This window comes from Micromonospora ferruginea (assembly GCF_013694245.2).
In the GTDB taxonomy this organism is placed as follows: Bacteria; Actinomycetota; Actinomycetes; order Mycobacteriales; family Micromonosporaceae; genus Micromonospora; species Micromonospora robiginosa.
Genome location: NZ_CP059322.2, coordinates 5,255,600 through 5,277,303, shown reverse-complemented (window position 1 = coordinate 5,277,303; position 21,704 = coordinate 5,255,600). Strand labels below are relative to the sequence as shown.

The 21,704-nt window shown below is 73.4% G+C and carries 18 protein-coding genes and 1 pseudogene; 7 read left to right on the top strand and 12 right to left on the bottom strand.

The annotated features are described in order from the left end of the window. Positions 1-10 precede the first annotated feature (10 nt). Together H1D33_RS23325 and H1D33_RS23320 are read right to left on the bottom strand one after the other, a co-directional pair. Positions 11-1,576, bottom strand: a complete 1,566-nt coding sequence (locus H1D33_RS23325) for an LPXTG cell wall anchor domain-containing protein (RefSeq protein ID WP_181571126.1) — start codon at positions 1,574-1,576, stop codon at positions 11-13. Positions 1,577-1,704: 128 nt separating this feature from the next. Beyond that, positions 1,705-1,914: a hypothetical protein gene (locus H1D33_RS23320; RefSeq protein WP_181571127.1), complete on the bottom strand. Its 210-nt coding sequence runs from the start codon at positions 1,912-1,914 to the stop codon at positions 1,705-1,707. A gap of 134 nt (positions 1,915-2,048) precedes the next feature. Between H1D33_RS23320 and H1D33_RS23315 the strand changes: the two genes are divergently transcribed. Then, positions 2,049-2,432: a phage holin family protein gene (locus tag H1D33_RS23315; protein ID WP_181571128.1), complete on the top strand. Its 384-nt coding sequence runs from the start codon at positions 2,049-2,051 to the stop codon at positions 2,430-2,432. A gap of 132 nt (positions 2,433-2,564) precedes the next feature. After that, complete coding sequence (gene fbaA, locus H1D33_RS23310) at positions 2,565-3,587, top strand: class II fructose-bisphosphate aldolase (RefSeq protein WP_181571129.1); 1,023 nt, start codon at positions 2,565-2,567, stop codon at positions 3,585-3,587. Between the two features lie 93 nt (positions 3,588-3,680). On the opposite strand, the gene H1D33_RS23305 is transcribed toward fbaA, so the two are convergent. Further along, entirely contained in the window at positions 3,681-4,892 is a 1,212-nt protein-coding gene (locus H1D33_RS23305) for an LOG family protein (RefSeq protein WP_181571130.1), read from the bottom strand. A 246-nt stretch (positions 4,893-5,138) separates the two neighbouring features. On the opposite strand from H1D33_RS23305, the gene H1D33_RS23300 reads away from it, so the two are divergent. Beyond that, positions 5,139-5,567 (top strand): DUF3151 domain-containing protein, encoded by a 429-nt coding sequence (locus H1D33_RS23300; protein ID WP_181571131.1) that lies wholly within the window; start codon positions 5,139-5,141, stop codon positions 5,565-5,567. A gap of 46 nt (positions 5,568-5,613) precedes the next feature. On the opposite strand, the gene H1D33_RS23295 is transcribed toward H1D33_RS23300, so the two are convergent. Both H1D33_RS23295 and H1D33_RS23290 read right to left on the bottom strand, forming a co-directional pair. Continuing rightward, complete coding sequence (locus tag H1D33_RS23295; protein WP_414685437.1) at positions 5,614-7,323, bottom strand: MinD/ParA family ATP-binding protein; 1,710 nt, start codon at positions 7,321-7,323, stop codon at positions 5,614-5,616. 832 nt (positions 7,324-8,155) lie between these two features. Continuing rightward, positions 8,156-9,154: a diacylglycerol kinase family protein gene (locus tag H1D33_RS23290; protein WP_181571133.1), complete on the bottom strand. Its 999-nt coding sequence runs from the start codon at positions 9,152-9,154 to the stop codon at positions 8,156-8,158. Between the two features lie 122 nt (positions 9,155-9,276). Between H1D33_RS23290 and H1D33_RS23285 the strand changes: the two are divergent. From H1D33_RS23285 to purD, 3 genes and pseudogenes are all read left to right on the top strand, one after another. After that, a pseudogene (locus H1D33_RS23285) lies at positions 9,277-10,563 on the top strand (adenylosuccinate synthase); the annotation flags it as partial. A 230-nt stretch (positions 10,564-10,793) separates the two neighbouring features. After that, on the top strand, positions 10,794-11,732 hold the full coding sequence (locus H1D33_RS23280) for a type IV toxin-antitoxin system AbiEi family antitoxin domain-containing protein (protein WP_246411914.1): 939 nt from the start codon (positions 10,794-10,796) through the stop codon (positions 11,730-11,732). An 83-nt stretch (positions 11,733-11,815) separates the two neighbouring features. Continuing rightward, positions 11,816-13,063, top strand: a complete 1,248-nt coding sequence (purD, locus tag H1D33_RS23275; RefSeq protein WP_181571135.1) for a phosphoribosylamine--glycine ligase — start codon at positions 11,816-11,818, stop codon at positions 13,061-13,063. A gap of 18 nt (positions 13,064-13,081) precedes the next feature. Here the strand turns inward: purD and H1D33_RS23270 are convergent, their stop codons facing one another. The 4 genes from H1D33_RS23270 to H1D33_RS23255 all read right to left on the bottom strand — a co-directional run bounded on the left by H1D33_RS23270 (position 13,082) and on the right by H1D33_RS23255 (position 18,083). Next, positions 13,082-14,590, bottom strand: coding sequence for a N,N-dimethylformamidase beta subunit family domain-containing protein (locus H1D33_RS23270; RefSeq protein WP_181571136.1), 1,509 nt, complete (start codon positions 14,588-14,590; stop codon positions 13,082-13,084). A gap of 75 nt (positions 14,591-14,665) precedes the next feature. Further along, a complete protein-coding gene (locus H1D33_RS23265) occupies positions 14,666-16,231 on the bottom strand; it encodes an AMP-binding protein (protein WP_181571137.1) in 1,566 nt (521 codons plus the stop codon). Between the two features lie 182 nt (positions 16,232-16,413). Continuing rightward, the gene (locus tag H1D33_RS23260; RefSeq protein ID WP_181571138.1) at positions 16,414-17,628 is read right to left on the bottom strand and encodes an acyl-CoA dehydrogenase family protein; all 1,215 of its coding nucleotides are present in this window, start codon (positions 17,626-17,628) and stop codon (positions 16,414-16,416) included. Positions 17,629-17,630: 2 nt separating this feature from the next. Beyond that, the gene (locus H1D33_RS23255) at positions 17,631-18,083 is read right to left on the bottom strand and encodes an SCP2 sterol-binding domain-containing protein (RefSeq protein WP_091565780.1); all 453 of its coding nucleotides are present in this window, start codon (positions 18,081-18,083) and stop codon (positions 17,631-17,633) included. A gap of 67 nt (positions 18,084-18,150) precedes the next feature. Between H1D33_RS23255 and H1D33_RS23250 the strand changes: the two genes are divergently transcribed. Beyond that, positions 18,151-18,789 carry a TetR/AcrR family transcriptional regulator gene (locus H1D33_RS23250; protein ID WP_181571139.1) on the top strand — a complete coding sequence of 213 codons (639 nt, stop codon included), beginning with the start codon at positions 18,151-18,153 and terminating at the stop codon, positions 18,787-18,789. 45 nt (positions 18,790-18,834) lie between these two features. On the opposite strand, the gene H1D33_RS23245 is transcribed toward H1D33_RS23250, so the two are convergent. The 3 genes from H1D33_RS23245 to H1D33_RS23235 are packed head-to-tail and all read right to left on the bottom strand — an operon-like array spanning position 18,835 to position 21,704. Continuing rightward, positions 18,835-19,458, bottom strand: coding sequence for a DedA family protein (locus H1D33_RS23245; RefSeq protein WP_181571140.1), 624 nt, complete (start codon positions 19,456-19,458; stop codon positions 18,835-18,837). 24 nt (positions 19,459-19,482) lie between these two features. Further along, positions 19,483-20,745, bottom strand: a complete 1,263-nt coding sequence (locus H1D33_RS23240) for an adenylosuccinate synthetase (RefSeq protein WP_181571141.1) — start codon at positions 20,743-20,745, stop codon at positions 19,483-19,485. Continuing rightward, complete coding sequence (locus H1D33_RS23235; protein WP_181571142.1) at positions 20,742-21,704, bottom strand: hypothetical protein; 963 nt, start codon at positions 21,702-21,704, stop codon at positions 20,742-20,744. Before H1D33_RS23235 ends, H1D33_RS23240 begins: the two co-directional genes overlap by 4 nt.

Below are 21,704 nucleotides of genomic sequence, written 5' to 3'. Positions count from 1 at the left end.
TGTCGTTCGGTCAGGCGACGAAGCGGGTCCTGCGGCGGCGGGAGACCACGTAGCCGGCGGCGCCGCCGGCCAGCAGCAGCGCGCCGATGCCGGCGATCAGGCCGGTGGAGGAACCGGTGATCGGCAGCGTGCCGCCGTCACCGCCACCCTGGCCGCCGTCGCCGCCCGCGGCGGCGTTGACGACGACCGCGGCGGTGTCGTTGGCCGGCTTCAGGTCACGGGTGAAGCCGCCGTCGCACTGGCAGGTGACGTTGATCTTCACCGGCCCGGTCGCGTTGGCGACCACCTTGTCGATCCGGAGCGAGAAGTCCAGCATCGCCGAGTCGCCGGCCTTCAGCACGCTGTCGAAGTAGCAGAAGTAGTGGCGCTTGCCCGGCTCGCCCGGCTCGCCCCACTCGTCGCCGTTCCTGGTGATGCAGTTCTCCGGCACGGCGACCGCCGTCGTGCCCTGCGGCACGTCGAAGCTCAGGTAGGTGACCGAGCTGCCCGACCGGTTGTAGTCGAGCGTCGCCGGGCCGTTGTTACGCAGCCCGAAGGCCGCCTTCACCGTGGCGCCGGCCTTGCCGGTCACCGAGGCGCCGAGGGCCTCGAGGTCGGTGCCGTTCTTGCCGGTCGCCGTCACCGTCATGATCGTGCCGTTGTTCTCCGGCCGACGGTCGGCCTGGAAACGCTGGGCGGTCGCCTTGCCGGGGACCAGGGTGAGGGCCAGCTCGCCGTCGGTGCCCGGCTTGCCGATGGTCTCCTGGTAGAAGCCCACGTCCTTCTGGAAGTCCTCGAACTCGGCCGGGGTCATCCAGATGATCTCGCCGTACTTGGAACTCGGGGCGTAGGTGTCCGCGCCGAGGACGTACGGCAGCGACGCGCTGAAGGTGCTGCCCGAGGGCAGTTCCTCGTCGAACGCGCAGGTGCGCAGCTCGTCGCCCGCGTAGGTGCAGTTGGAGAAGTGCTTGGCCGCGTTGAGGCCGTAGTCGTTGTAGAAGACCGCGACGGCGCCCTCGGCGGAAGTCTCGCCCGCGTTGCTGACGGTCGCCGCGGCGGTGAAGGCGCCACCCGGCGCGACCGACGTCTTCGTCTCGGGACCGGCGGCCAGGTCGACGCCCTCACCGACCCGGATCTTCGCGTCGTGCGAGACCGGCTCGCGGCCGGCCGCGGTCATGGTCACCTTCAGCGTGCCGGCGTCGCCGTCCTTCGCCTTGTCGGTGGCCTTGAGCTGCACGTCGAAGAACCCGGTCGAGCCCCACTCGTAGACCTCGACGTCGAACGGGTTGGTGCAGAGCAGCACGTACTCCGACGGCGTGCTGCAGTCGCTGCCGGACTCCTCGCCGACGGTCACCTTGCCGGCCAGGTCGGAGAAGTCGTAGCGGACGGCGACGTCGTGCAGCACCGTCGGGGCGGAGCTGAAGATCCGGGTGTCCCCGATCTTGCCGTCCGAGTTCGTGGCGATCGTGGTATCGCTGAAGTAGAGGCCCAGCTTGATCTGGGATCCGCCGGCGACGGCGGGGGTGGCGGAGGCGGCGACGAACGCGCCTGCGACGCCCAACCCGGCGAGCCAACGCCGGGTGGAGTTGCTGAGCATGAGGGGGGTCCTCCCGTGGGGGTGATCAGGTGGAGCCCGTGGATCTTAAGGATTCCTTAAGTCACCCCGCTCGCCCGTCGGCCGAACATTGACCGAACGGATGATCAACACACCACCGGCCGGCCAGGTCAGCGGTAGTCGTCCTCCTCGGCGGCGACCACCCGGGCCTGCTCCATGGCGTCCCAGTCGTCGACCTCCAGGCCCCGGTGCGGTTCCCCGTCGGTGTCGTCACCCACCGTGGCGGCCTGCTCGACCGCGTCGGCCGGCTCCGCCTCCAGGTCCCGCTCCTCCGGAGCGAGGTGGTCGCTCGGGGTGAAGTCCTCGTCGGGCTGTCCCATCGTCCCTCCCTGCGTCTCGTGCGGGCGTCTGCCACCACCGTACGGGCTGGTCGGGGCCACCGCTCGGAGCCGGGCGAACGGCGGAGTCGGCGATTGTCCCCTCCCCGGCGCACGGCCGGTGCCAGGATGGGGACGTGGGCTTCCTGATCCGGTTGGCGATCACCGCGGTCGCACTGTGGATCGCGACGCTGATCGTGCCCGGCGTGGAGGTGACCGGCCGCAACGGCGGCAACACCGTGTTCACCCTGATCCTGGTGGCGCTCGTCTTCGGCGTGGTCAACGCGGTGCTCAAGCCGCTCATCAAGGTGTTCGGCTGCGTGTTCTACCTGCTCACGCTCGGTCTGTTCGCGCTCGTCGTGAACGCCCTGCTGTTCCTGCTCACCGACTGGATCGCCGGCGTGTTGAAGCTGCCGTTCCACGTCGACGGCTTCTGGGCCGCGTTCTGGGGCGCCATCGTGGTGTCGGTGGTGAGCTGGCTGATCAGCGTCGCCGTGCCGGACAGCCTGGAGGAGCGGTGAGCGGTGCCCGGGTCGGTTGTGCCCCGCGTTCGCTCCTACGGGATACTTCCCGCGGTGGACAGCGCGGTCCGGCGCACCCGATGGAAGACGGCGGCCTGCACGGCCGAGAGCGGTAAGTAAGGAGCGTTCGACATGCCCATCGCTTCCCCCGAGGCTTACGCGGAGATGCTGGACCGGGCCAAGGCCGGCCGGTACGCGTACCCCGCGATCAACGTGACCTCCTCCCAGACGCTGAACGCGGCGCTCAAGGGCTTCGCCGACGCGGAGAGCGACGGCATCGTCCAGGTCTCGACCGGCGGCGCGGAATACCTGTCCGGTCCGTCGATCAAGGACATGGTGACCGGCGCGACGGCGTTCGCCGCCTACGCGCACGAGGTGGCCAAGAAGTACCCGGTGAACATCGCGCTGCACACCGACCACTGCCCGAAGGACAAGCTGGACAAGTTCGTCCGGCCGCTGATGGCCATCTCGCAGGAGCGGGTCAAGAACGGCCAGGAGCCGCTGTTCCAGTCGCACATGTGGGACGGCTCGGCCGTGCCGGTGGCGGAGAACCTGGAGATCGCCGAGCAGCTCCTCGCCGAGGCCGCCAAGGGCAAGATCGTCCTGGAGATCGAGGTCGGCGTCGTCGGTGGCGAGGAGGACGGCGTCGAGAACGCCATCAACGACAAGCTCTACACCACCGTGGACGACGGCCTGGCCATGGTCGAGGCGCTCGGCCTGGGCGAGAAGGGTCGCTACATGGCGGCGCTGACCTTCGGCAACGTGCACGGCGTCTACAAGCCGGGCAACGTCAAGCTGCGCCCCGAGGTGCTCAAGCAGATCCAGGACGCGGTCGGCGCCAAGTACGGCAAGGACAAGCCGCTCAGCCTGGTCTTCCACGGCGGCTCCGGCTCGCTGCTGGAGGAGATCCGGGAGGCGCTGGACTACGGCGTGGTGAAGATGAACATCGACACCGACACCCAGTACGCCTTCACCCGCCCGGTCGCGGACCACATGCTGCGCAACTACGACGGCGTACTCAAGATCGACGGCGAGGTCGGCAACAAGAAGCAGTACGACCCGCGGGCGTGGGGCAAGCTGGCCGAGGCCGGCCTGGCCGCCCGCGTGGTCGAGGCCTGCGAGCACCTGCGTTCCACCGGCACCCGGATGAAGTGACCCGCTTCGCGGGTAAGGCGGGGCCCCCGGTTAACGCGTTAGTTAACCGGGGGCCCTGCCTCTACCGGAGGCGTTAAGCGGGGGCCCCGCCTTTCACGGCACCAGGAGGGCGACCGCCTCACGGACGTCGTCGGTGAGGTGGATCGTCCGGGACAGGTCGCCGAACGGGGACGCCGCGAACAGCGGCCTCAGCAGCGACTCCACCGGCAGCTCGGTGGTCCAGAAGGCCCGGTCCAGGAAGACGTACGCGCCGCTGGCCCCGTCGGTGCCGTAGAACGTCTTGGTGGCCGCCTGGAACACCTCCTGCACCGTGCCGGCCCGCCCCGGCGCGAACACGATCCCGCCCCGGGCCAGCCGCAGGATGGTGTCCTCCCGGATGGCGTTGGAGAAGTACTTCGCGATCCGGCCGGCGAACAGGTTCGCCGGCTCGTGGCCGTACAGCCAGGTGGGGATCGCCAGGCCGCCGGAGCGGGCCCACTCGGTGCCGGGCGCCGCCGGGCGGGGCGTGGGCAGCGACGGACCGTCCGCGTACCGCTTGCGCACCGCCAGCGCCGCCGCCGTGTAGCGGTCGTGGTCGGTGAAGTCGGGCGCGGCGGCCAGCACGTCGATCGCCGCGGACAGCTCCTCGGCCGGCCAGGCCGCGAGGAACGCACCCAGGTTCGCCGCCTCCATCACGCCCGGACCGCCGCCGGTCACCACCAGGCGGTCGGCCCGCGCCAGCTCCCAGCCCAGCACCGCCGCCATCCGGTACGCGGCGCTGCCGCGCGGCACCGCGTGCCCGCCCATCACGCCCACCACGGACTGCGGCCCGTGCACGGCCAGCCACGAGCGGGTGGCGTCGGCGAGCGCGTTGTCCACGCCGTGGTCGTGCAGCCGCTGACCGAGCGCCTCGCGGACGTCGGGCAGCGCGCCGCCATGCGCCCGGAAGTGCGCGTACACCCGGGTGTCGTACATCTGGGTGAACCCGCCCTCGGCGAAGCCGGCGGCCAGGTCGTCGGCGGTGTAGAGGTGGGACGGCTGGGTGGGGTAGGGCAGCCCGGAGAACGGCGGGACCACGTTGGCGCCCCGGCGGACCAGGTCCGCGCCCACCTCCCGGTCGGTGAACCGGCAGCCCACGAAGAGGGTGCCGGCGACGTCGACGTCGCGCAGGTCGGGGACCGGGTCCAGGTCGAGGCGGAGGCCCTGCACGGTCAGGCCGGCGAGGGTCCCCTCGGCGAGTCGCCGGTCGAACTCGGCCCGGGTCTCGATCTCGTCGATGCTGGTGTCGTGCGGCTCGATGACGTCCGCGGGTGGTGGGGTCGGCACCAGATCATCCTGCCCCCACGTGGCAACTCCGCGCACAGAAGCCCGGCGGGCACGCCGCCGGGCTTCTGCGTAACCGGTTCCTGGGGAGGCTCCGGATCTGTATTTGTAGTGCAAGAACCACCGCGGCGGCATGGGCCGCGGGTACGCGTCGTCCCGCCGCAGGCGTGACGAAACCCTCAGCCGTTCAGCCGACAGGCCGGCCGGACCCCCTCGCGCGGTCGGGGGCGAAGCGGGTTGAATGGGGCGATGCAGAACCTGTTGCCTGAGCCACCGGCCACCCTGCTCCCCGTCTCCGAGGAGGCCGACGCCGCGCTCGCCGCCGCGGCCGAGCAGGGCACCGACGAGGCGTACGCCGAGGTCGCGGCCCGCTTCCCGACCTACAGCGCGGGCTGGGCGGCGCTGGCCGGCCGCGCGCTCGCCACGGATCAGGTGGTCCCGGCGTACGCGTACGCCCGCACCGGCTACCACCGCGGCCTGGACCAGCTTCGCCGCAGCGGCTGGAAGGGGCACGGCCCGGTGCCCTGGTCGCACGCGCCCAACCAGGGCTTCCTCCGCTGCCTCTACGTGCTGTCCCGGGCCGCCGGCGAGATCGGCGAGGCGGACGAGGCGGCCCGCTGCGCCCAGTTCCTCCGCGACTGCGACCCGGCGGCCGGGGACGCGCTGGCCAGCGACTGACCCGACCGGCGACGGCCGGCCCGAGCGGGCCGGCCGTCGTGCCGTCCTACAGCCCTTCCGCCACCGACGCGGCGATCTTCAACCAGGCGTCCCGGGTGGCGGCGGAGAGCTGGCCGTACCGCAGCGGCTCCCCGGTGTCGATGAGCCGCTCGTACGGCGCCAGCAGCACCGCCCGGGTGCGGGCGGCGAAGTGCGCCTGGATGGCCGGCAGGTCGATCTCCTTGCGGGACGGCGGCATCGAGACCACCGTGACCGCCTGCCGGACCAGCCGCTGCCGGCCGCTCTGCTCCAGGTGGTCGAGCATCCGGGCGGCCGTCTCGGCCGAGTCGTTCCGCGCCGACATGGTCACCACCAACTGGTCGGTCGCGTCCATGGCGGCCTGCCAGTTCTGCGCCCGGACGTTGTTCCCGGTGTCCACGAAGATCAACTTGTAGAAGCGGCTGACCACGTCCCGGATCTCCGCGAACGCGGCGGCGGTCAGCATCTCGCCGCCGGTCGCCGACTCGTCCGAGGCGAGCACGTCGAACATCCCCTCGCCCTGCGAGCGGACGTACTGCGACAGGTCACCGACCCGCCCGTGCGCGCCCTGGAACTGGCCCAGGTCGCGCAGCATGTCGCGCACCGTGCGGGCGTGGAAGTCCTGCTGCGCCCGCATCCCGAGGGTGCCCTGGGTCTCGTTGTTGTCCCAGGCCAGCACGTACCCACCGCGCTTCTGGCCGAACGTCATGGCGAGCAGCAGGATGGCCACCGTCTTGCCGGCCCCGCCCTTGGGGTTGACCACGGTCACCTGACGCAGCCCGCCGAAGTTGCGGCGGACCATCTCGATGTCGCGCTTCATCTCCTGCTCGTGGCGACCGGGCGCGAGCCGGACCAGCCCCATCCGGTTGACGACCGCGCGTACGCCCATGGTGGCCACCGGGTCGACCGGCCGGGCCTGACGTCGCCGGGCGAAGTCCTCCGCGGTCGGGGGGACCGCCTGCTGCGGCGTCCAGCCCGGCTCCGGGTACACCCCGGGTGGCAGCGCGGGCGACTGGGACGGCGGGACGGCGGACGCCTGCGGCGGTTGCGCCGCTCCGGCCTGCGCGGCCTGCGGTGCCGGCCCGTGGTGCGGGATCGGTCCGGCCTGTGGTGCCGGTCCGTGGTGGGGTGCCGGTCCGTGGTGCGGGCTCGGTCCGGTCTGTGGCGCCGGGTCGCCTGGCTGGGGTGACCCGGGCTGGTGCGGCCATCCGGGTGGATACCAGCCCGGCTGAGCCGCCGCGCCCGGCTGAGCCGCCGCGCCCGGCTGCGGCGGATAGGCGCCCGGCTGAGCCGTCGCGCCCGGCTGCGGCACCGCGCCCGGCTGCGGCGGATAGGCGACCGGCGGGTAGGCCGTGCCGTTGCCGTAGGGCGGCTGCTGCATCGGCACGCCCGGCGACGGCGGGAACGGGCCGAGCCGGGGCGGCGTCTCCTCGACCGGGCCGCCCGGCCCCTCGACCCGTGCCGTGCCGATCGACGTCCCGCCGTCCAGCGGTGGCGGACCGTCCGCCGACGTCTGGCCGTCCGCCCACGCCGGCGCTCCGAGCGCGGCGGCCGGGGCGGGATCCGTCGAGCCGGCGGTGTCGACCGTGGTGCGCTGCGGCGGCTGTGCCCACGGCGACGCGGGGCGCCCGTTCGGCGGGGTGTCACCGACACCGGCCGGCGGCGTCGCGGCGGCATCGGAACCGTTGCCGGCGGCAGCGGCGGCGGTGTCCGGGCCGACCGCCCGCTCACCCGTCACCGCCGGGCCGGGTGTGGCCGGCCCCGGGACGACGCCGGGGGTCACCGGGCCGGGTGCGACCGTCCCGTGGACGCCGCCTGAGGTCACCGGGGCGGGTACCGCCGTCACCGGGGTGTCGGGGGAGGCGGTGGCCGGGCCGACGGGAGTCGTCCTCGGCGCGTCGCCGAAGGCCGGCGGTGTCGGCTGGTCGAGCGAGAACGGAAGATCGAGGCCGACCGGCGGCTGCGGTGACCCGCCGGCACCCGGGCGGCCCGCGTGAGGCGCCGGACCGGCCTGCGGCGGCACCGGGCTGGCCTGCGGGGACGGTGCCGGACCGGCCTGCGGCGGCACTGGGCTGGCCTGCGGGGACGGTGCCGGGCCGGCGTGCGGCGGCACCGGGCTGGCCTGCGGGGACGGTGCCGGCGTGGCCCGCGGCGGCGGTGCCGCCACGGTGTGGGGCGGCATCGGGCGGGGCTGCGGCGGCGGTGCCGGAACGGCCTGCGGTGGCATCGGACCGGCCTGCGGCGATGCCGGACCGGCGTGCGGCGGCACCGGACCGGGCTGCGCCGACGGCACCGGGGCGGCCTGCGGGGACGGCACCGGGGCGTCGCCCGGCGGGAGAGGCCAGGGCGGCACGGCCGGCTGGGCCGGGGCCGCCCACGGCGGGGCGGCTACCACGCCGTCGATCTCCTCGGGCGGCCAGAGCGGTTCGACGTCCCGCTCCGGCACCTGCGGTCGGCCCGGCACGGGGGTTCGGTCGTCGTTCTCATGCACCACGCGGTTCCTCCCCATCCCTCCCGCCGAGGATAGGCGGTCCGGCCGGCCGGGCGAGCCGGGTGCGGATCGATCGGGGTCAGCCCGTCCAGACCGCCCAGGCCCCCGGCTCGGTCCACCAGGACCGCTTCCGGCTCAACTCGCCCTCGACACCGTCGTCGAGGAACGGCACCTTCTCGTCGCGGGGCACGACCGCCACCGCCCGGCCCCGGGCCCGGCGTACCTCGAGCCGGACCTTCTTCCGGCCCAACGCCGATCGGGTGACCACGGGCACGGCCACGCCGACCGCCAGCCGCCCGTCCGCCGGGTCCGGATCGGCCAGCAGGGCCACCTCGCCGAGGTGCGCGTACCCGCCGGCGTTGCCGATCGCGCAGGCGCTGATCGGCTCGCTGCCGTCGCTGAGCACCCGGCCGTCGACCTCGACCCGGGCCCGCCAGTGCAGCGGCCGGCCGGCGTCGTCGGCCGCGCCGAGCAGCGCGCCGTCCAGCGTCACCGAGCCGCCGTCGTTGCGCAGCAGGTCGAGCCGGCGCGGCGTGCCGTCCAGCACCGCCGCGGCCACCGCCGCCGGGTCGCGGGGCAGCCCGAGCTGCGCGGCCAGGTCCCGCGCCGTCCCGGCCCGGGCCGGGTCCAACGGGAGTACGCCGACCGGCGGCAGGTCGGGCAGCGTCCGGTTCTCGGCCAGGTCGGCGGGGCGGCGGCTGGGCGGCGGAGCGTACCGCCGGACCAGCCGGCGCAGCACGGCGCGCAACTGACCGTCACTGGCCGTGGCCACGATCAGCCGGGTCTTGCCGTCGGCGTCGGGCCAGGCGAGGCCGTCGGCGCGGGGTGGGCCGTCGAGGCGGGCCAGCACCTCGTCGATCTCCGCGTCCGACCGGGCGGTCACCGTGGTCACCCGCGCCCCCCGCGCGGTGAGCGCGTCCGCGCAGGCCAGCACCGGTACGCGAGGCGTCTCGCAGCGGTCGGCGTTGGGCGTGGCGGCGGTGTCGTCCGCGCCACCGCAGCAGGCTCCGCCACTGCCGCAGCCCCCACCGGGAGCGTCCCGCTCCGAGCCGAGGGTGAGCAGCACCACGTCGTACACGAAGGAGCCTCCTGCTTCTCGACGAACCCCTGCCGGTTCCGCCGTCACTACTTGTTAGCCTGACACCCCGGGCTCGCTGACCGGTCGCCACCTGGCACCCGAGCCTTCTGGAGGCGGAGAAGATGCCAGCGATCGTGCTCCTCGGCGCCCAATGGGGCGACGAGGGCAAGGGCAAGGTTACCGACCTGCTGGGTGAGCGGGTCGACTACGTCGTGCGCTACTCCGGCGGCAACAACGCCGGTCACACGGTGATCACCCCGGACGGCCAGAAGTACGCGCTTCACCTGATGCCGTCGGGTGCGCTCTCTCCGAGCGCGATGATCGTCATCGGCAACGGCGTGGTGGTCGACCCGAAGGTGCTGCTGCAGGAGATCGACGGGCTCGCCGAGCGGGGCGTGGACGTGTCCCGCCTGCGCATCTCCGGCGACGCGCACCTGATCATGCCGCACCACCGGGCGCTGGACCGGGTGGTCGAGCGCTACCTGGGCAGCTCCCGGATCGGCACCACCGGCCGGGGCATCGGCCCGGCCTACGGCGACAAGGTCGCCCGGATGGGCATCCGGCTGCAGGACCTGCTCGACCCGGGCATCCTGCGCAAGAAGCTGGAGCTGGCGCTCCGGGAGAAGAACCAGCTCCTGTTCAAGGTCTACAACCGTAAGGCGATCGACGTCGAGGAGACCGTCGAGGAATACCTCCAGTACGCCGAGCGGCTGCGGCCGTACATCGCGGAGACCCGGGTGATGCTCTGGGACGCGCTGGACCGCGGCGAGACGGTGCTGCTGGAGGGTGCCCAGGCCACCATGCTCGACATGGACCACGGCACCTATCCGTTCGTCACCTCGTCGAACCCGACCGCCGGTGGGGCGTGCGTGGGCGCGGGCATCCCGCCGACCGCGATCACCAAGGTCATCGCGGTGAGCAAGGCGTACACCACCCGGGTCGGTTCCGGTCCGTTCCCCACCGAGCTGTTCGACGACAACGGGCAGCACCTGCGCAAGGTCGGCCACGAGTACGGCACCACCACCGGCCGGGAGCGCCGCTGCGGTTGGTTCGACGCCGTGGTGGCCCGGTACGCGTGCCGCCTGAACGGCGTGACCGACCTGGTGGTCACCAAGCTGGACGTGCTGACCGGCCTGGCCAAGGTGCCGATCTGCGTCGGGTACGAGATCAACGGCGAGCGTTTCGACGACATGCCGATGACGCAGACCGACTTCCACCACGCCACGCCGATCTACGAAGAGCTCGACGGCTGGTGGGAAGACATCACCAAGGCCCGCACCGAGGACGAACTCCCCGAGAACGCAAGGCGCTACATAGCCCGAATCGAGGAGCTCACGAACACCCGGGTGAGCGTAGTGGGAGTAGGCCCAGGCCGAGAAGAAAACGTCCTCCGCCACCCCCTCCTCCCTAACCCCACCCCACCCCCACCCCACCCCCAACCCCCGAGCCCCCGCGCCGTTGATCATGAAGTTGGCGGCTGTTTTGTAGATCCACATCGCCGCTAACTTCATGATCAACGAGGCGAAGGGGCGAGGGGCGGGCGGGCGGCCCGGGAGGGAGGGGTTGGGTTGTCCACAGGGTGGGGTTGGGTTGTCCACAGGGGGTCTCGTCGGGGCCGGCTGGGCGGGACCCTCGACGGGTGGATCGCGTGGTGGTGGTCAAGCGGATCGCTGGTGAGCAGGGCGGGGTGGTCACCCGCGAGCAGGCGTTGTCGGCCGGCTTCAGCCGCCATGAGATCGACAACCTGCTGACCTCGGGACGGTGGCGGCGGCTCGCTCGGGCGACGTACGCCATCGGCGCGACCGGGGAGGCAACCCGGGTCGAACGACGTCGACGGATCCGCGCCGCGGTGCTGTCCCTGGGGCCGGAGGCGCACGCCGTCCTGGCGACCGCCGCCGAGCTCCACGCGATCGCCGGTCTGGCGCGCACGGCGACGATCCACGTCGGACTACCCGGGCGTATGGCCAGGCCGACCCGGGTCCGGGATGCCGCCGTGGTCGTGCATCAGTTCGAGCGTGTGGCCGGGGCGCTGACGTCGGTCGACGGCATTCCGGTGACCGTTCCCACGCACACGCTCGCGGACCTGGTCCTCCGCGAGCGCCGGTATGCCGCCGTGGCCCTGCTCGACTCGGCGCTCAACCGCATGGTGATCAGCGAGGACGATCTCGGTGCCATCCCCGCGCTGCTCGTGCGCCGGCGAGGTGCGGTGCACGCCCGTCGCTGCCTGGCCGAGGCGAACGGCGCGGCACAGTCGCCGCTCGAGACGCGTACCCGGCTGCGGTGCGTCGACGGCGGCGTACCACCGGATGCCCTGCAGGTCGAGGTGCGCGACGCCGACGGATACCTCCTCGGTGTGGGGGACATGGGGTGGCGGGCCGGTCGGGTGATCGCCGAGGCGGACGGCCGGGATCCGCACAGTGCACCCGGTGCGCTCTTCGAGGACCGACGACGCCAGAACCGCCTGACCAACGCCGGCTGGACCGTCCTCCGCTTCACCTGGTCCGACACGCTTCGCCCCGACTACGTCCCGCACGTGGTCCGCCAGGCGCTGGCCACCAGGACCACGCGTCGATCATGAGGTTGGCCGCGATGTCGATCTCACATCGTGCCGTCAACTTCATGATCGACGGGGTGGGGGTGGGGGTCGGTAGGATGCCCGGCGTGCGGGTTCTTCTGGTGGGTGGTGGCGGGCGGGAGCATGCTCTCGCGCTCGGGTTGAGTGCGGATCCGGCGGTGGAGGCGCTGGTCGCGGCTCCGGGCAATCCGGGGATCGCGGCGGTCGCCGCGCTGCGGGAGGTGACCCCCACCGATCCGGCGGCCGTGGCCGCGCTCGCCGTCGAGGTCGCGGCGGACCTGGTGGTCGTCGGCCCGGAGGCGCCGCTGGTGGCGGGCGTCGCCGACGCGGTACGCGCCAAGGGCATCGCGGTGTTCGGCCCGGGTGCGGAGGCGGCCCGGCTGGAGGGCTCGAAGACGTTCGCGAAGGACGTGATGACGGCCGCCGGCGTGCCGACCGCGCGCGCGTACACCTGCACCGACGCGGCGGATGTGGCGCGGGCGCTGGACGAGTTCGGCGCGCCCTACGTGGTCAAGGACGACGGGCTCGCCGCCGGCAAGGGCGTGGTGGTCACCGACGACCGGGCGGCCGCCGAGCGGCACGCGGCGGACTGCGGGCGGGTGGTGATCGAGGAGTACCTGTCCGGTCCCGAGGTCTCGCTCTTCGTGGTCACCGACGGGGAGGCGGCCCTGCCGTTGCTGCCCGCGCAGGACTTCAAGCGGGTCGGCGACGGGGACACCGGGCCGAACACCGGCGGCATGGGCGCGTACGCGCCGCTGCCGTGGGCCCCGCCGGGTCTGGTCGACGACGTGATGCGCGACGTGGTGCACCCGACGCTGGCCGAGATGCGCCGCCGGGGCACCCCGTTCGCCGGCCTGCTCTACGTGGGCCTGGCGATCACCCCCGCCGGCCCGCGTGTGATCGAGTTCAACGCGCGATTCGGCGACCCGGAGACCCAGGTCGTGCTGGCCCTGCTGGAGACGCCGCTGGCCGGGTTGTTGCACGCCGCCGCCACCGGCACGCTGGGCGCGCACCCGCCGCTGCGGTGGCGCGACGGCGCCGCGGTCACCGTCGTGGTCGCGGCCGAGGGCTACCCGCAGGGCCCGCGTACCGGTGACGTGATCACCGGCGCGGACCGCGCCGGGATCATCCAGGCCGGCACCCGCCGGGACGCCGACGGCACGTTGCGTTCCGCGGGCGGCCGGGTCCTCTGCGGTACGGCCACCGGCCCGGACCTGGCCGCCGCGCGCGACGCCGCCTACGAGTTGGTACGCGCCGTCGAGCTGGCCGGCGCCCACCACCGCAGCGACATCGCGGCGGCGGCGGTGGACGGCCGGGTCACGATTCCCGGCTGACCGGAGGGCCCGACCGGGCTACGCCGGGGCGATCCGGTCCCGGCCGACCATCCGGTCCAGCACGTTGGCGGTGGCCCGCTCGATCCGCGGGTCGCGGTGCCCGCGCCGGTTCAACGCCATGGCCCAGCCGAGCGTGCCGGTCGCGAAGACGATCGCGCCGCCGGGTGTCTCGTAGAGGTGGGTGCCCTGCATCCGCCGGCCGCCCTGCTGCGCCGGGTACGGCGACGCGCTGAGCAGGACGTCGTTCACCGGCTGGGTCGGGCGCTCGCTCGACCGGTCCAGGCGGTCCGCCTCGCCGGCGACCACGCCAGGGATCCGGTCGCCGTCGGCCACCCCGGTGCCGGCCCACACCCAGTGGTCGGCGGAGCGCACCACGAGCGGTTGCGGGGTCAGCACGATGCCGTCGTACTGCACGCCGATCAGCGCCTGCTCGGGCCGGTCGAGGTCGCGCCACCGCACGGTCGCGCCGGTGACGACCTCGGACGGGTCGGACCAGTCCTTGGCGCAGGCGACGAGGCGTTCGGGGCGGCCGTCGGCGGCGTGCGGCAGGCGGACGTGCCAGTAGACGCTGTTGGCGCCGAGGAAGGCGAGGCTGGTGCCGCCGGACCGGGCGGTCTCCGCCGCCCGGCGCATCTCCACCGACCAGTACTCGTCGTGCCCGCAGAACACCAGGCCGCGGTGGCGGGCCGGGTCGAGCCGGCCGGAGTGCAGGTCGAAGCTGGTGGCGTAGCTGACGTCGTAGCGGTTGCGTTCCAGCCACTGGATCGCGTCCTCGTCGCGGTCGAACTGGGTGGGCAGGCCCGCGCCGGGGTACGGCCGGTCGAAGGAGACCGTGCGCGCTCGGAGCGCCGGGTCGCGCCGTCCGTTCGGGGCGTAGCCGTTGTAGAGGCTCATGCCGGTCCGCCGGTCGCGGGGCCACTGGTTGTAGGCCTGCCAGGTGGTCACCGGCAGCACCACGCACAGCGCGGCGGCCCGCCGGTCGTCGCGCACCACGAACGGCGTGCACGACCGCCAGCCGTCGGCGGAGGTGAAGACCGCCACGTGGAGGCCGGAGACCCAGTCCTCCGGCACGCGCAGGCTCCAGGACACCGGCCACCGGCAGTCGAGCGCGCCGGTGGTGACGTCGGCGGGCGGCACCGGCCACGGCTCGCCGCGCAGCTCGGGGCTGGTCAGCAGCGTGCGGGCGCCGGCCCCGGCGTACCAGCCGAGGCGGTGCACGGTGACCCGGAACCGCCCGGCCGGGTTGACCGCGACGTGGAAGTCGACCGTCTCACCGGGGGCCACGCTCGTCGTCGAGGCGTACCCCTGGATCTGACGGTGCCGGTCGTCGGCGGCCCGGCCGCCCCGCGCCGGCCACCAGGGCTCGCCGGCCGCGTGGTTCTCGACCTCCACCGGCGGGGTGTGCCGCCGGGCCGGTCGCCGAGCCTCGCGGTGTTCGCCGAGGACCGGCTCGATCGGGCCGAGCGCGGCGGCGGACGCGCCGCCGAGGAGGAGGCCGAGCGCGGTACGCCGGCGGAGTCGCACCATGGTCGTGTGTTCCCCGTTCACCCACTGAAACGGGGGCAAAGGTAACACCGTGGTCTGTCCTGTGTGGTCAGCCGATCAGCCGAAGTAGCGGCGCAACTCCCGGCCGAGCACCTTGCCGGTGGCGTTACGTGGCAGGTACTTGACGAAGATCACGTCCCGGGGCACCGAGAAGCGGGCCAGGTAGCGCCGGACGTACTCGCGGACCGCCTCCGGGTCGAGCGTCTCGCCGGGACGCAACGCCAGGAACGCGGCCAGCCGCTGCCCGTACTCCGGGTCCGGCACGCCGATCACCGCCACCTCGCGGACCTGCGGCAACCGGGCGATCAGGTCCTCCACCTCGGAGGGGAAGACGTTCTCCCCGCCCGAGACGATCATGTCGTCGGCGCGACCGTCGACGAAGAGCAGGCCGTCCGGGTTCAGCCGGCCGAGGTCGCCGGTGTCCAGCAGGCCGTCGCGGCTCTCCCGGCCGGCGCCCGAGGTGTAGCCCTCGAAGAGCATCTCGTTGCCGACGAAGATCCGCCCGACCTGGCCGGTACGCACCGGCCGACCGGCCTCGTCCACGATCTCCAGCCGGGTGCCGTGCGGCGGGCGGCCGGCGCTGGTGGGCGCGGCGCGCAGCTCGGCCGGGCCGGCGATGGACGCCCAGGAGACCTCGGTCGAGCCGTAGAGGTTGTAGAGCACGTCGCCGTAGCGGTCCATGAAGGCGGTGGCCAGGTTGCCCGGCAGCGCGGAGCCGCTGACCGCGGCCACCTTGAGCGGCGGCCGGGGCTGCGGCGGCGCGACCTCCATGAGTCGTTGCAGCATCACCGGCACGGCGAACAGCGCGTCGCACGGCTGCCCGGCCAGCGCGACAAGGGTGGCGGCCGGGTCGAAGCGGCGGTGCAGCACCACGGTGGCGCGCAGCGCGAACGAGACCTGGAGCGCGGCGTACCCCCAGGTGTGGAAGATCGGCGCGGCGATCATCACGACGTCGTGCACGTGCAGCGGGATCCGGTCGATGATGGACACCAGCGGACCGAAGCCGTGCGGGGTGGGGCGGCGGGCGCCCTTGGGCGTGCCGGTGGTGCCGGAGGTCAGCACGATGGTCCGGCCGTCGCGCTCCGGTGGTTGCAGCTTGTCGCCGGGCACCGCGCCGGCGATCAGCTCCTCCTGCCGCCGCTCGTCGATCCGGTGCAGCTCGGCCGGGAGCCCGAGGACCCGGTCGGCGAACTCGGCGTCGTGCACCAGCGCGCGCAGGCCCTGCTCCTCGGCGACGGTGACCAACTGCGCCGCGGAGAGGCCGGTGTTGACCAGGACGGCGTCCGCGCCGAGCAGCATGGACGCGACGATCGCCTCGATCAGCCCGTGGTGGTTGCGGCAGAGCAGGCCGACCCGGTCGCCGGCCTGCACGCCGAGCCCGGCGCGCAGCGAGCGGGCCAGCCGCTCGGAGCGGTCCAACAGTTCCTGGTACGTGAACGCGGCGCCGTGCTCGTCCGTCACGGCGATCCGGCCGGGATCGCGGGCGGCGGCCTGGCGCAGCTCCCCGGCGAGGCTCCAGCCCCACCGGCGCAGCGCGTTGAGCTGCGAGGCGACCCGGATCGGGCGACCCGGGGTGAGTAGACCGCGTCGGGTCAGCGTGGCGACGATGAACGGCAGGTCCACGGCGCAACCTCCTTCGCGTTCGTGATCTCCCGATCATGCATCCGGGCGATCCGTCCGCCCAGCCGGCGTGATCATCAGCCCAACCTGCGGACATCCGCCGGTCGCGGACCGGCGGCCCGACCCGCGACGGGGTGCGCCCGGCACGGCGCGCCGTCGCGGGTCGGGTCGGGGTCCGCCGGCGATCAGCGGATCTGCATCCCGGAGATGGCCCGGGAGATGACCAACCGCTGGATCTCGGAAGTGCCCTCGAAGATGGTGTAGATCTTGGCGTCCCGGTACCACCGCTCGACCGGGTGGTCGCGCAGGAAACCGGCCCCGCCGAGGAGCTGGACCGCCCGGTCGGTCACCGAGACGGCCACCTCGCCGGCCTTGAGCTTGGACATGGAGCCCTCGCCGGCGGTGAACGGCCGGTTGTTGCGACCCATCCAGGAGGCCCGCCAGACCAGCAGCCGGGCCGCGTCGATCTCCATCTTCATGTCGGCGAGCGCGAACGCGACCGCCTGGTTCTCGATGATCGGCCGCCCGAACTGCACCCGGCCCTTGGCGTAGTCGAGCGCGTACTCATAGGCGGCACGGGCCACCCCGAGCGCCTGCGCGCCGACGGTCGGGCGGGACAGCTCGAACGTCCGCATCGCCGCCTGGCCGGAGGCGCGCTGCCCGGCGCGGGCCCGCGCCAGCCGCTCGTCGAGGGCATCCTTGCCCCCGAGCAGGCAGCGGCCCGGCACCCGGACGTCGTCGAGGAAGACGTCGGCGGTGTGCGAGGCGCGCAGCCCGAGCTTGCGCAGCTTGCGGGTGGCGTTCAAACCGGGCGTGCCCGGCGGTACGACGAACGCGGCCTGCCCGCGCGAGCCCAGCTCCGGTGCGATCGAGGCGGTGACCACGTGCACCCCGGCGATGCCACCGTTGGTGGCGTACGCCTTCTGGCCGTTGAGCACCCACTCGTCGGTGGCCTGGTCGTAGACGGCGCGGGTGCGCATCGACCCGACGTCGGAGCCGGCCTCCGGTTCGCTGGTGCAGAACGCGGCGACGGCCGGCTGGTCGACGTCGCCGAAGCACTGCGGCACCCATTCGACGAGCTGGTCCGGGGTGCCCGCGCCGTAGATCCCGGCGACCGCGAGGGCGGTGCCGAAGATGCTCAGGCCGATGCCGGCGTCACCCCAGAAGAGTTCCTCGCTGGCGATCGGCAGGGAGAGGCCGGTGGGGTCGGCCCAGCAGGTGGCGAGGAACTCGAACCCGTACAGGCCGACCTTCGCCGCCTCCTGGATGACCGGCCAGGGAGTCTCCTCCCGGGCGTCCCACTCGGCCGCGGCCGGGCGCACGACCTCGGCGGCGAAGCCGTGCACCCAGTCGCGAAGGTCTCGCTGCTCCTCGTTCAGGTCGAGCGAGAACTCGGCCATGGTCAGGCCTTGGGGATGTCGAACAGGTTGGCGATGTTGGCGGCCAGGCCCAGGTCGCCCTTGGCCTTCAGCTTGCCGGTCATGAACATCATCACCGGGTTGGCGCCGCCGGAGACGATCTTCAGGAACTCGACCGGGCCCATGGTGAGGCTGAGCTTCGGGTCCCGGGTCGGGGTCTCCGAGACGGTGCAGGTGCCGTTCTCGATGACGATCTCGTAGGTGTCGGTGCCGCCGTCCGGACGGCCGGTGATGTTCCAGTGGATGACCGCGTTGGTGGAGCCGGCGCGGTCGGCGCGGAACAGCGTGGGCATCCGGTTGAAGACCTCGCTGAGGATCTTGCCGCGCGCCTCGCCGGACATGATCTCGGCGATCTTGTCGTCCGGCGTGGACTTCACCAGCTGCGCGAACTCCTTCGGGCCGACGTTCGCGAAGTTGGCCGGGTCGAAGTCAGTCATGGGGGATGCACCTCTCGACTTGGTTACTCTGGCGTAACCCTACGCACGAGTAGGTATGCTCGCAAGAGTGTCCAGCCCACCGACCTTCAAGCGCCTGCCCCGCGCCGTACGCGAGCAGCAGATGCTCGACGCGGCGGTCAAGGTCTTCTCCCGGCGCGGGTTCCACGCGGCCAGCATGGACGAGATCGCCGACGACGCCGGCATCTCCAAGCCGATGGTCTACGCCTACCTCGGCACCAAGGAAGAACTCTTCGTCGCCTGCCTGCACCGCGAGGGCACCCGGATGATGGAGGCCATCGCCGGGGCCGCCGCCCCCGACCTGCCCGCCGACGAGCGGCTCTGGCGCGGGCTGCGCGCGTTCTTCGGCTTCGTCGGCGCACACCGCGACGGCTGGGCGGTGCTCTATCGGCAGGCGCGCGGCTCCCAGCCGTTCGCCGCCGAACTCGCCACCATGCGCGGCCGACTGGTCGAGGTGGTCGCCGGGATGCTCGACCACGCGCTGCGCGCCTCCGGGCGCGAGGTCGGCGCCACCGACCTGGAGGTGGTCGCGTACGCGCTGGTCGGCGCGTCCGAGTCGCTCGCCGACTGGCTGGCCGACCACCCCGAGGCGGACGCGGAGAAGACCGCCACCCGGATGATGAACGTGGCCTGGCTCGGTGCCGACCAGCTCCTGCGCGGCGTCACCTGGCACCCCGGCGCGGTGTAAGGAGGGGGCCCCTCTTAACGCTTTCGGTATAGGCGGGGGCCCCGCTTAACACCCGCGCCGCGCGGCGGCCCGGGAACGCGCCCGGCGACGAGCCCAGCGGGCGGCCTCGAACAGCCCGGTGACCGCCAGCGAGATGCCCACGCCGGCGAGCAGGCCGGTGATCGGATTGTGCTCGAAGGCCAGGCCGCCGAAGTAGCCGAGCAGCCCGCAGTAGATACCCCAGGTGCCGCACGCCAGCGCGTCGTAGAGCAGGAACGAGCGCACCGGGTAACGCACCGCGCCCATGGTGAGCGTGACCGCGGTCCGGCCGCCGGGGACGTAGCGGGCGGTGGTCAGGATCATCCCGCCCCGCCGGTCGACCGCCCGGCGGGCCCAGTCGGAACTCGCCCGCCGTCGGCTGTCGGCGGGCAGCCGGGCCAGCCGGTGCGCGCCGCCGCCGCGCCCGATGGCGTACGAGACGTGGTCGCCGAGCAGCGCGCCGAGCGCGGCGGTCACGATCACCGCCACCAGGTTCGGCTCCCCGCTCGCCGCGAAGACCCCGGCGGTGATCACCACGGTCTCGCCGGGCACCGCCGGGAAGAACGCGTCGACGGCGGTGACCGCGATGATCACCAGGTACACCCACGGTGAGGTCACCGTCTGATGCAGCAGGTCGAGCACGTCCCCCATGCCCCCATGCTCGACGCTGGGGTGTTAAGCGGGGGCCCTTCCTATACAAAATGCGTTAACAAGGGGCCCCTCCTTCTCCTCCACCGTGGGCCCGCGCGAGGTGAGCAGCACGGGCGCGCCCAGCGCCCCCTCGACCGCCGCCACCCAGCCTCCCGGCACCGACTCCAACACCGGCCGGGCGAGCATGAGCCGCCCCGTCAGCGCCTCCTGCCGCGCCAAATCCCCGGGAGGACCCGGCACGATCCGGTCCAGCCCGTCCGCGTAGCGCCGGCACATGCGCAAGTGAGGCCCGGCCAGGTCGAGGTGGGTGAGCGCCAGCCCGTCCACCCCGCCGGCCACCTCCAGCGCGTACCGGTGGGCCACCGCGTCGAAGTGCCCGAACCGGAAACCGCCCTGCCAGGGGTTGGCGGGGTTGCGCGGGTCGCTGAACGGCAGCGCCGGGTCCTCGGTGACCAGGGGCCCGGGGCCGTGCCGGGTGGTGGTCACCCGCAGCACGCCGAGCCGCTGGGCGGTGCCGGCCATCCCCGCCTCGGCGAGCAGCGTCTCGGCGTTGGCGAACGTCGTGGTGCTCCACGTGGTGTACGGGTGAAAGCCGTGCCACTCGTCCAGCAGCACCCCCTGCGCGCCCTCGAAGACGCAGGTGCCCGCGCGTAGCGCCCCGGCCAGCCAGCTCCGGTCGACGATCGCCACCCGGTCGGCGAACGCCGCGAACGCCGGCAGGCAGTCGGCGACCGGCGGCGCGTCCAGCGGCCCGAGTTCGGCGGTGAGCCGGTCGCGCAGCGCGGTCAGCCGGCGGCGCAGCACCGCCGGTTCGTGGCAGTCGGCCACCCGGGGCGCCTCGTCGGGGTGGGCGAGGCCGTACGCGACGGCCTCGCCCACCCCCAGCCCGCAGGAGCCGTGCCGGTCGGCTCCCCGGGCGGTCTCCCGGGCCCGGTTGGCGGCCCGGTGGTACGGGGTGGCCAGCAGCGCCTCGGAGTCCACGGTCAGCCGGTCGAGTGCGTCGGGCACCCCGACCGACGCGAGGTGGTCGGCCTCGGCGGCCAGCGCCAGCGGGTCCACCACCACGTGCCGTGCCAGGTGGGTCCGCACGCCGGGGCGGAACGTGCCGGCCCCGAACTGCGCGAACGTGTGCGCCCGCCCGTCGCGCAGGACGACGTTGTGCGCCGCCTGCGCGCCCCCGTTGAAACGCACCACCGTGTGCACCGGCCGGGTGGCGCAGAGCGCGTCGACGACCGTGCCCTTGCCGGCGTCGCCGTAGCCGAGGTCGACCACCATCACGTGGTTCACAGCCGGGTGACCCCGCTCCCGCCGTCGTCGGTGGGGGTGAACGGCAGCGCCGCCACCGCCCGCCGGCCGCCGCCGAGCCCGGCGAGCGCCCGGGAGACGGTACGGGTGGCGGTCGAGCCGGCCCGGTCCAGGTCGTCCAGGCCGGCGTTCAGGTCGATGGCCTGTTCGCCGAGGCCGACGGTGAGCGCGATGGTCTCGCAGACCGCGTCCAGATCGTCCAGCTCGACCGCGTTCTGCCCGAGCAGGCCGCGCCAGAAGTCGAGCACCTTGCGGTTGCCGGCGTAGTGGCTGCCGGCGGGGAGCAGGTAGTAGGTGTCCCAGCGGGCGGTCACCTCGTCCACGACCTGCCGGATCGGCAGGTCCTCGACCGGGGCGCCGCCGATCAGCCGGGCCACCTCGCGGGCCTTCAACCGGGGGTACGCCAGCTCGTCGCCGATGACGAACAGGTAGCCGCGCCGGCCCCGCTTCGTCCAACTGTCGGTGACCGTGTGCCGGGCCATGAAGTGCAGCGCCAGCTCGTACGACTCCATCATCTGCCCGCCTCCGCCGCCTTCGAGCACGATCCGGCCGAGGTCGTCGTCCATCCGGTTGTCGGACTCGAACTGCCCGATCTGCAACGGCACCCGGTCGCAGGTGGCGTCGCCGATCGCGCCGAACATGACCTGCGGGTCGCGGGCGTACCCCTGGCGCTGCAGCAGGCCGAGCAGTTGCGGCAGCTTGCGCTGCAGCACCCGGGGCACGTGGCCCATCGAGCCGGTGACGTCGAAGAGCACCGCGATCGGCGTGGACTGCGGGTGTTCGGCGGAGTCGCGGCTCTCCCGCGTCGCGTCGCGCGGGTCGAGCGCGGGGTGCACGGTGCGGGCCCCGCTGTCGCTGTAGGAGAACGCACTCCTGCCGGTGCGGCGCCGGTAGCGGTCGGCGGCGTCGTACACGTCGGTGGACCAGATTCCGCTGCCCAT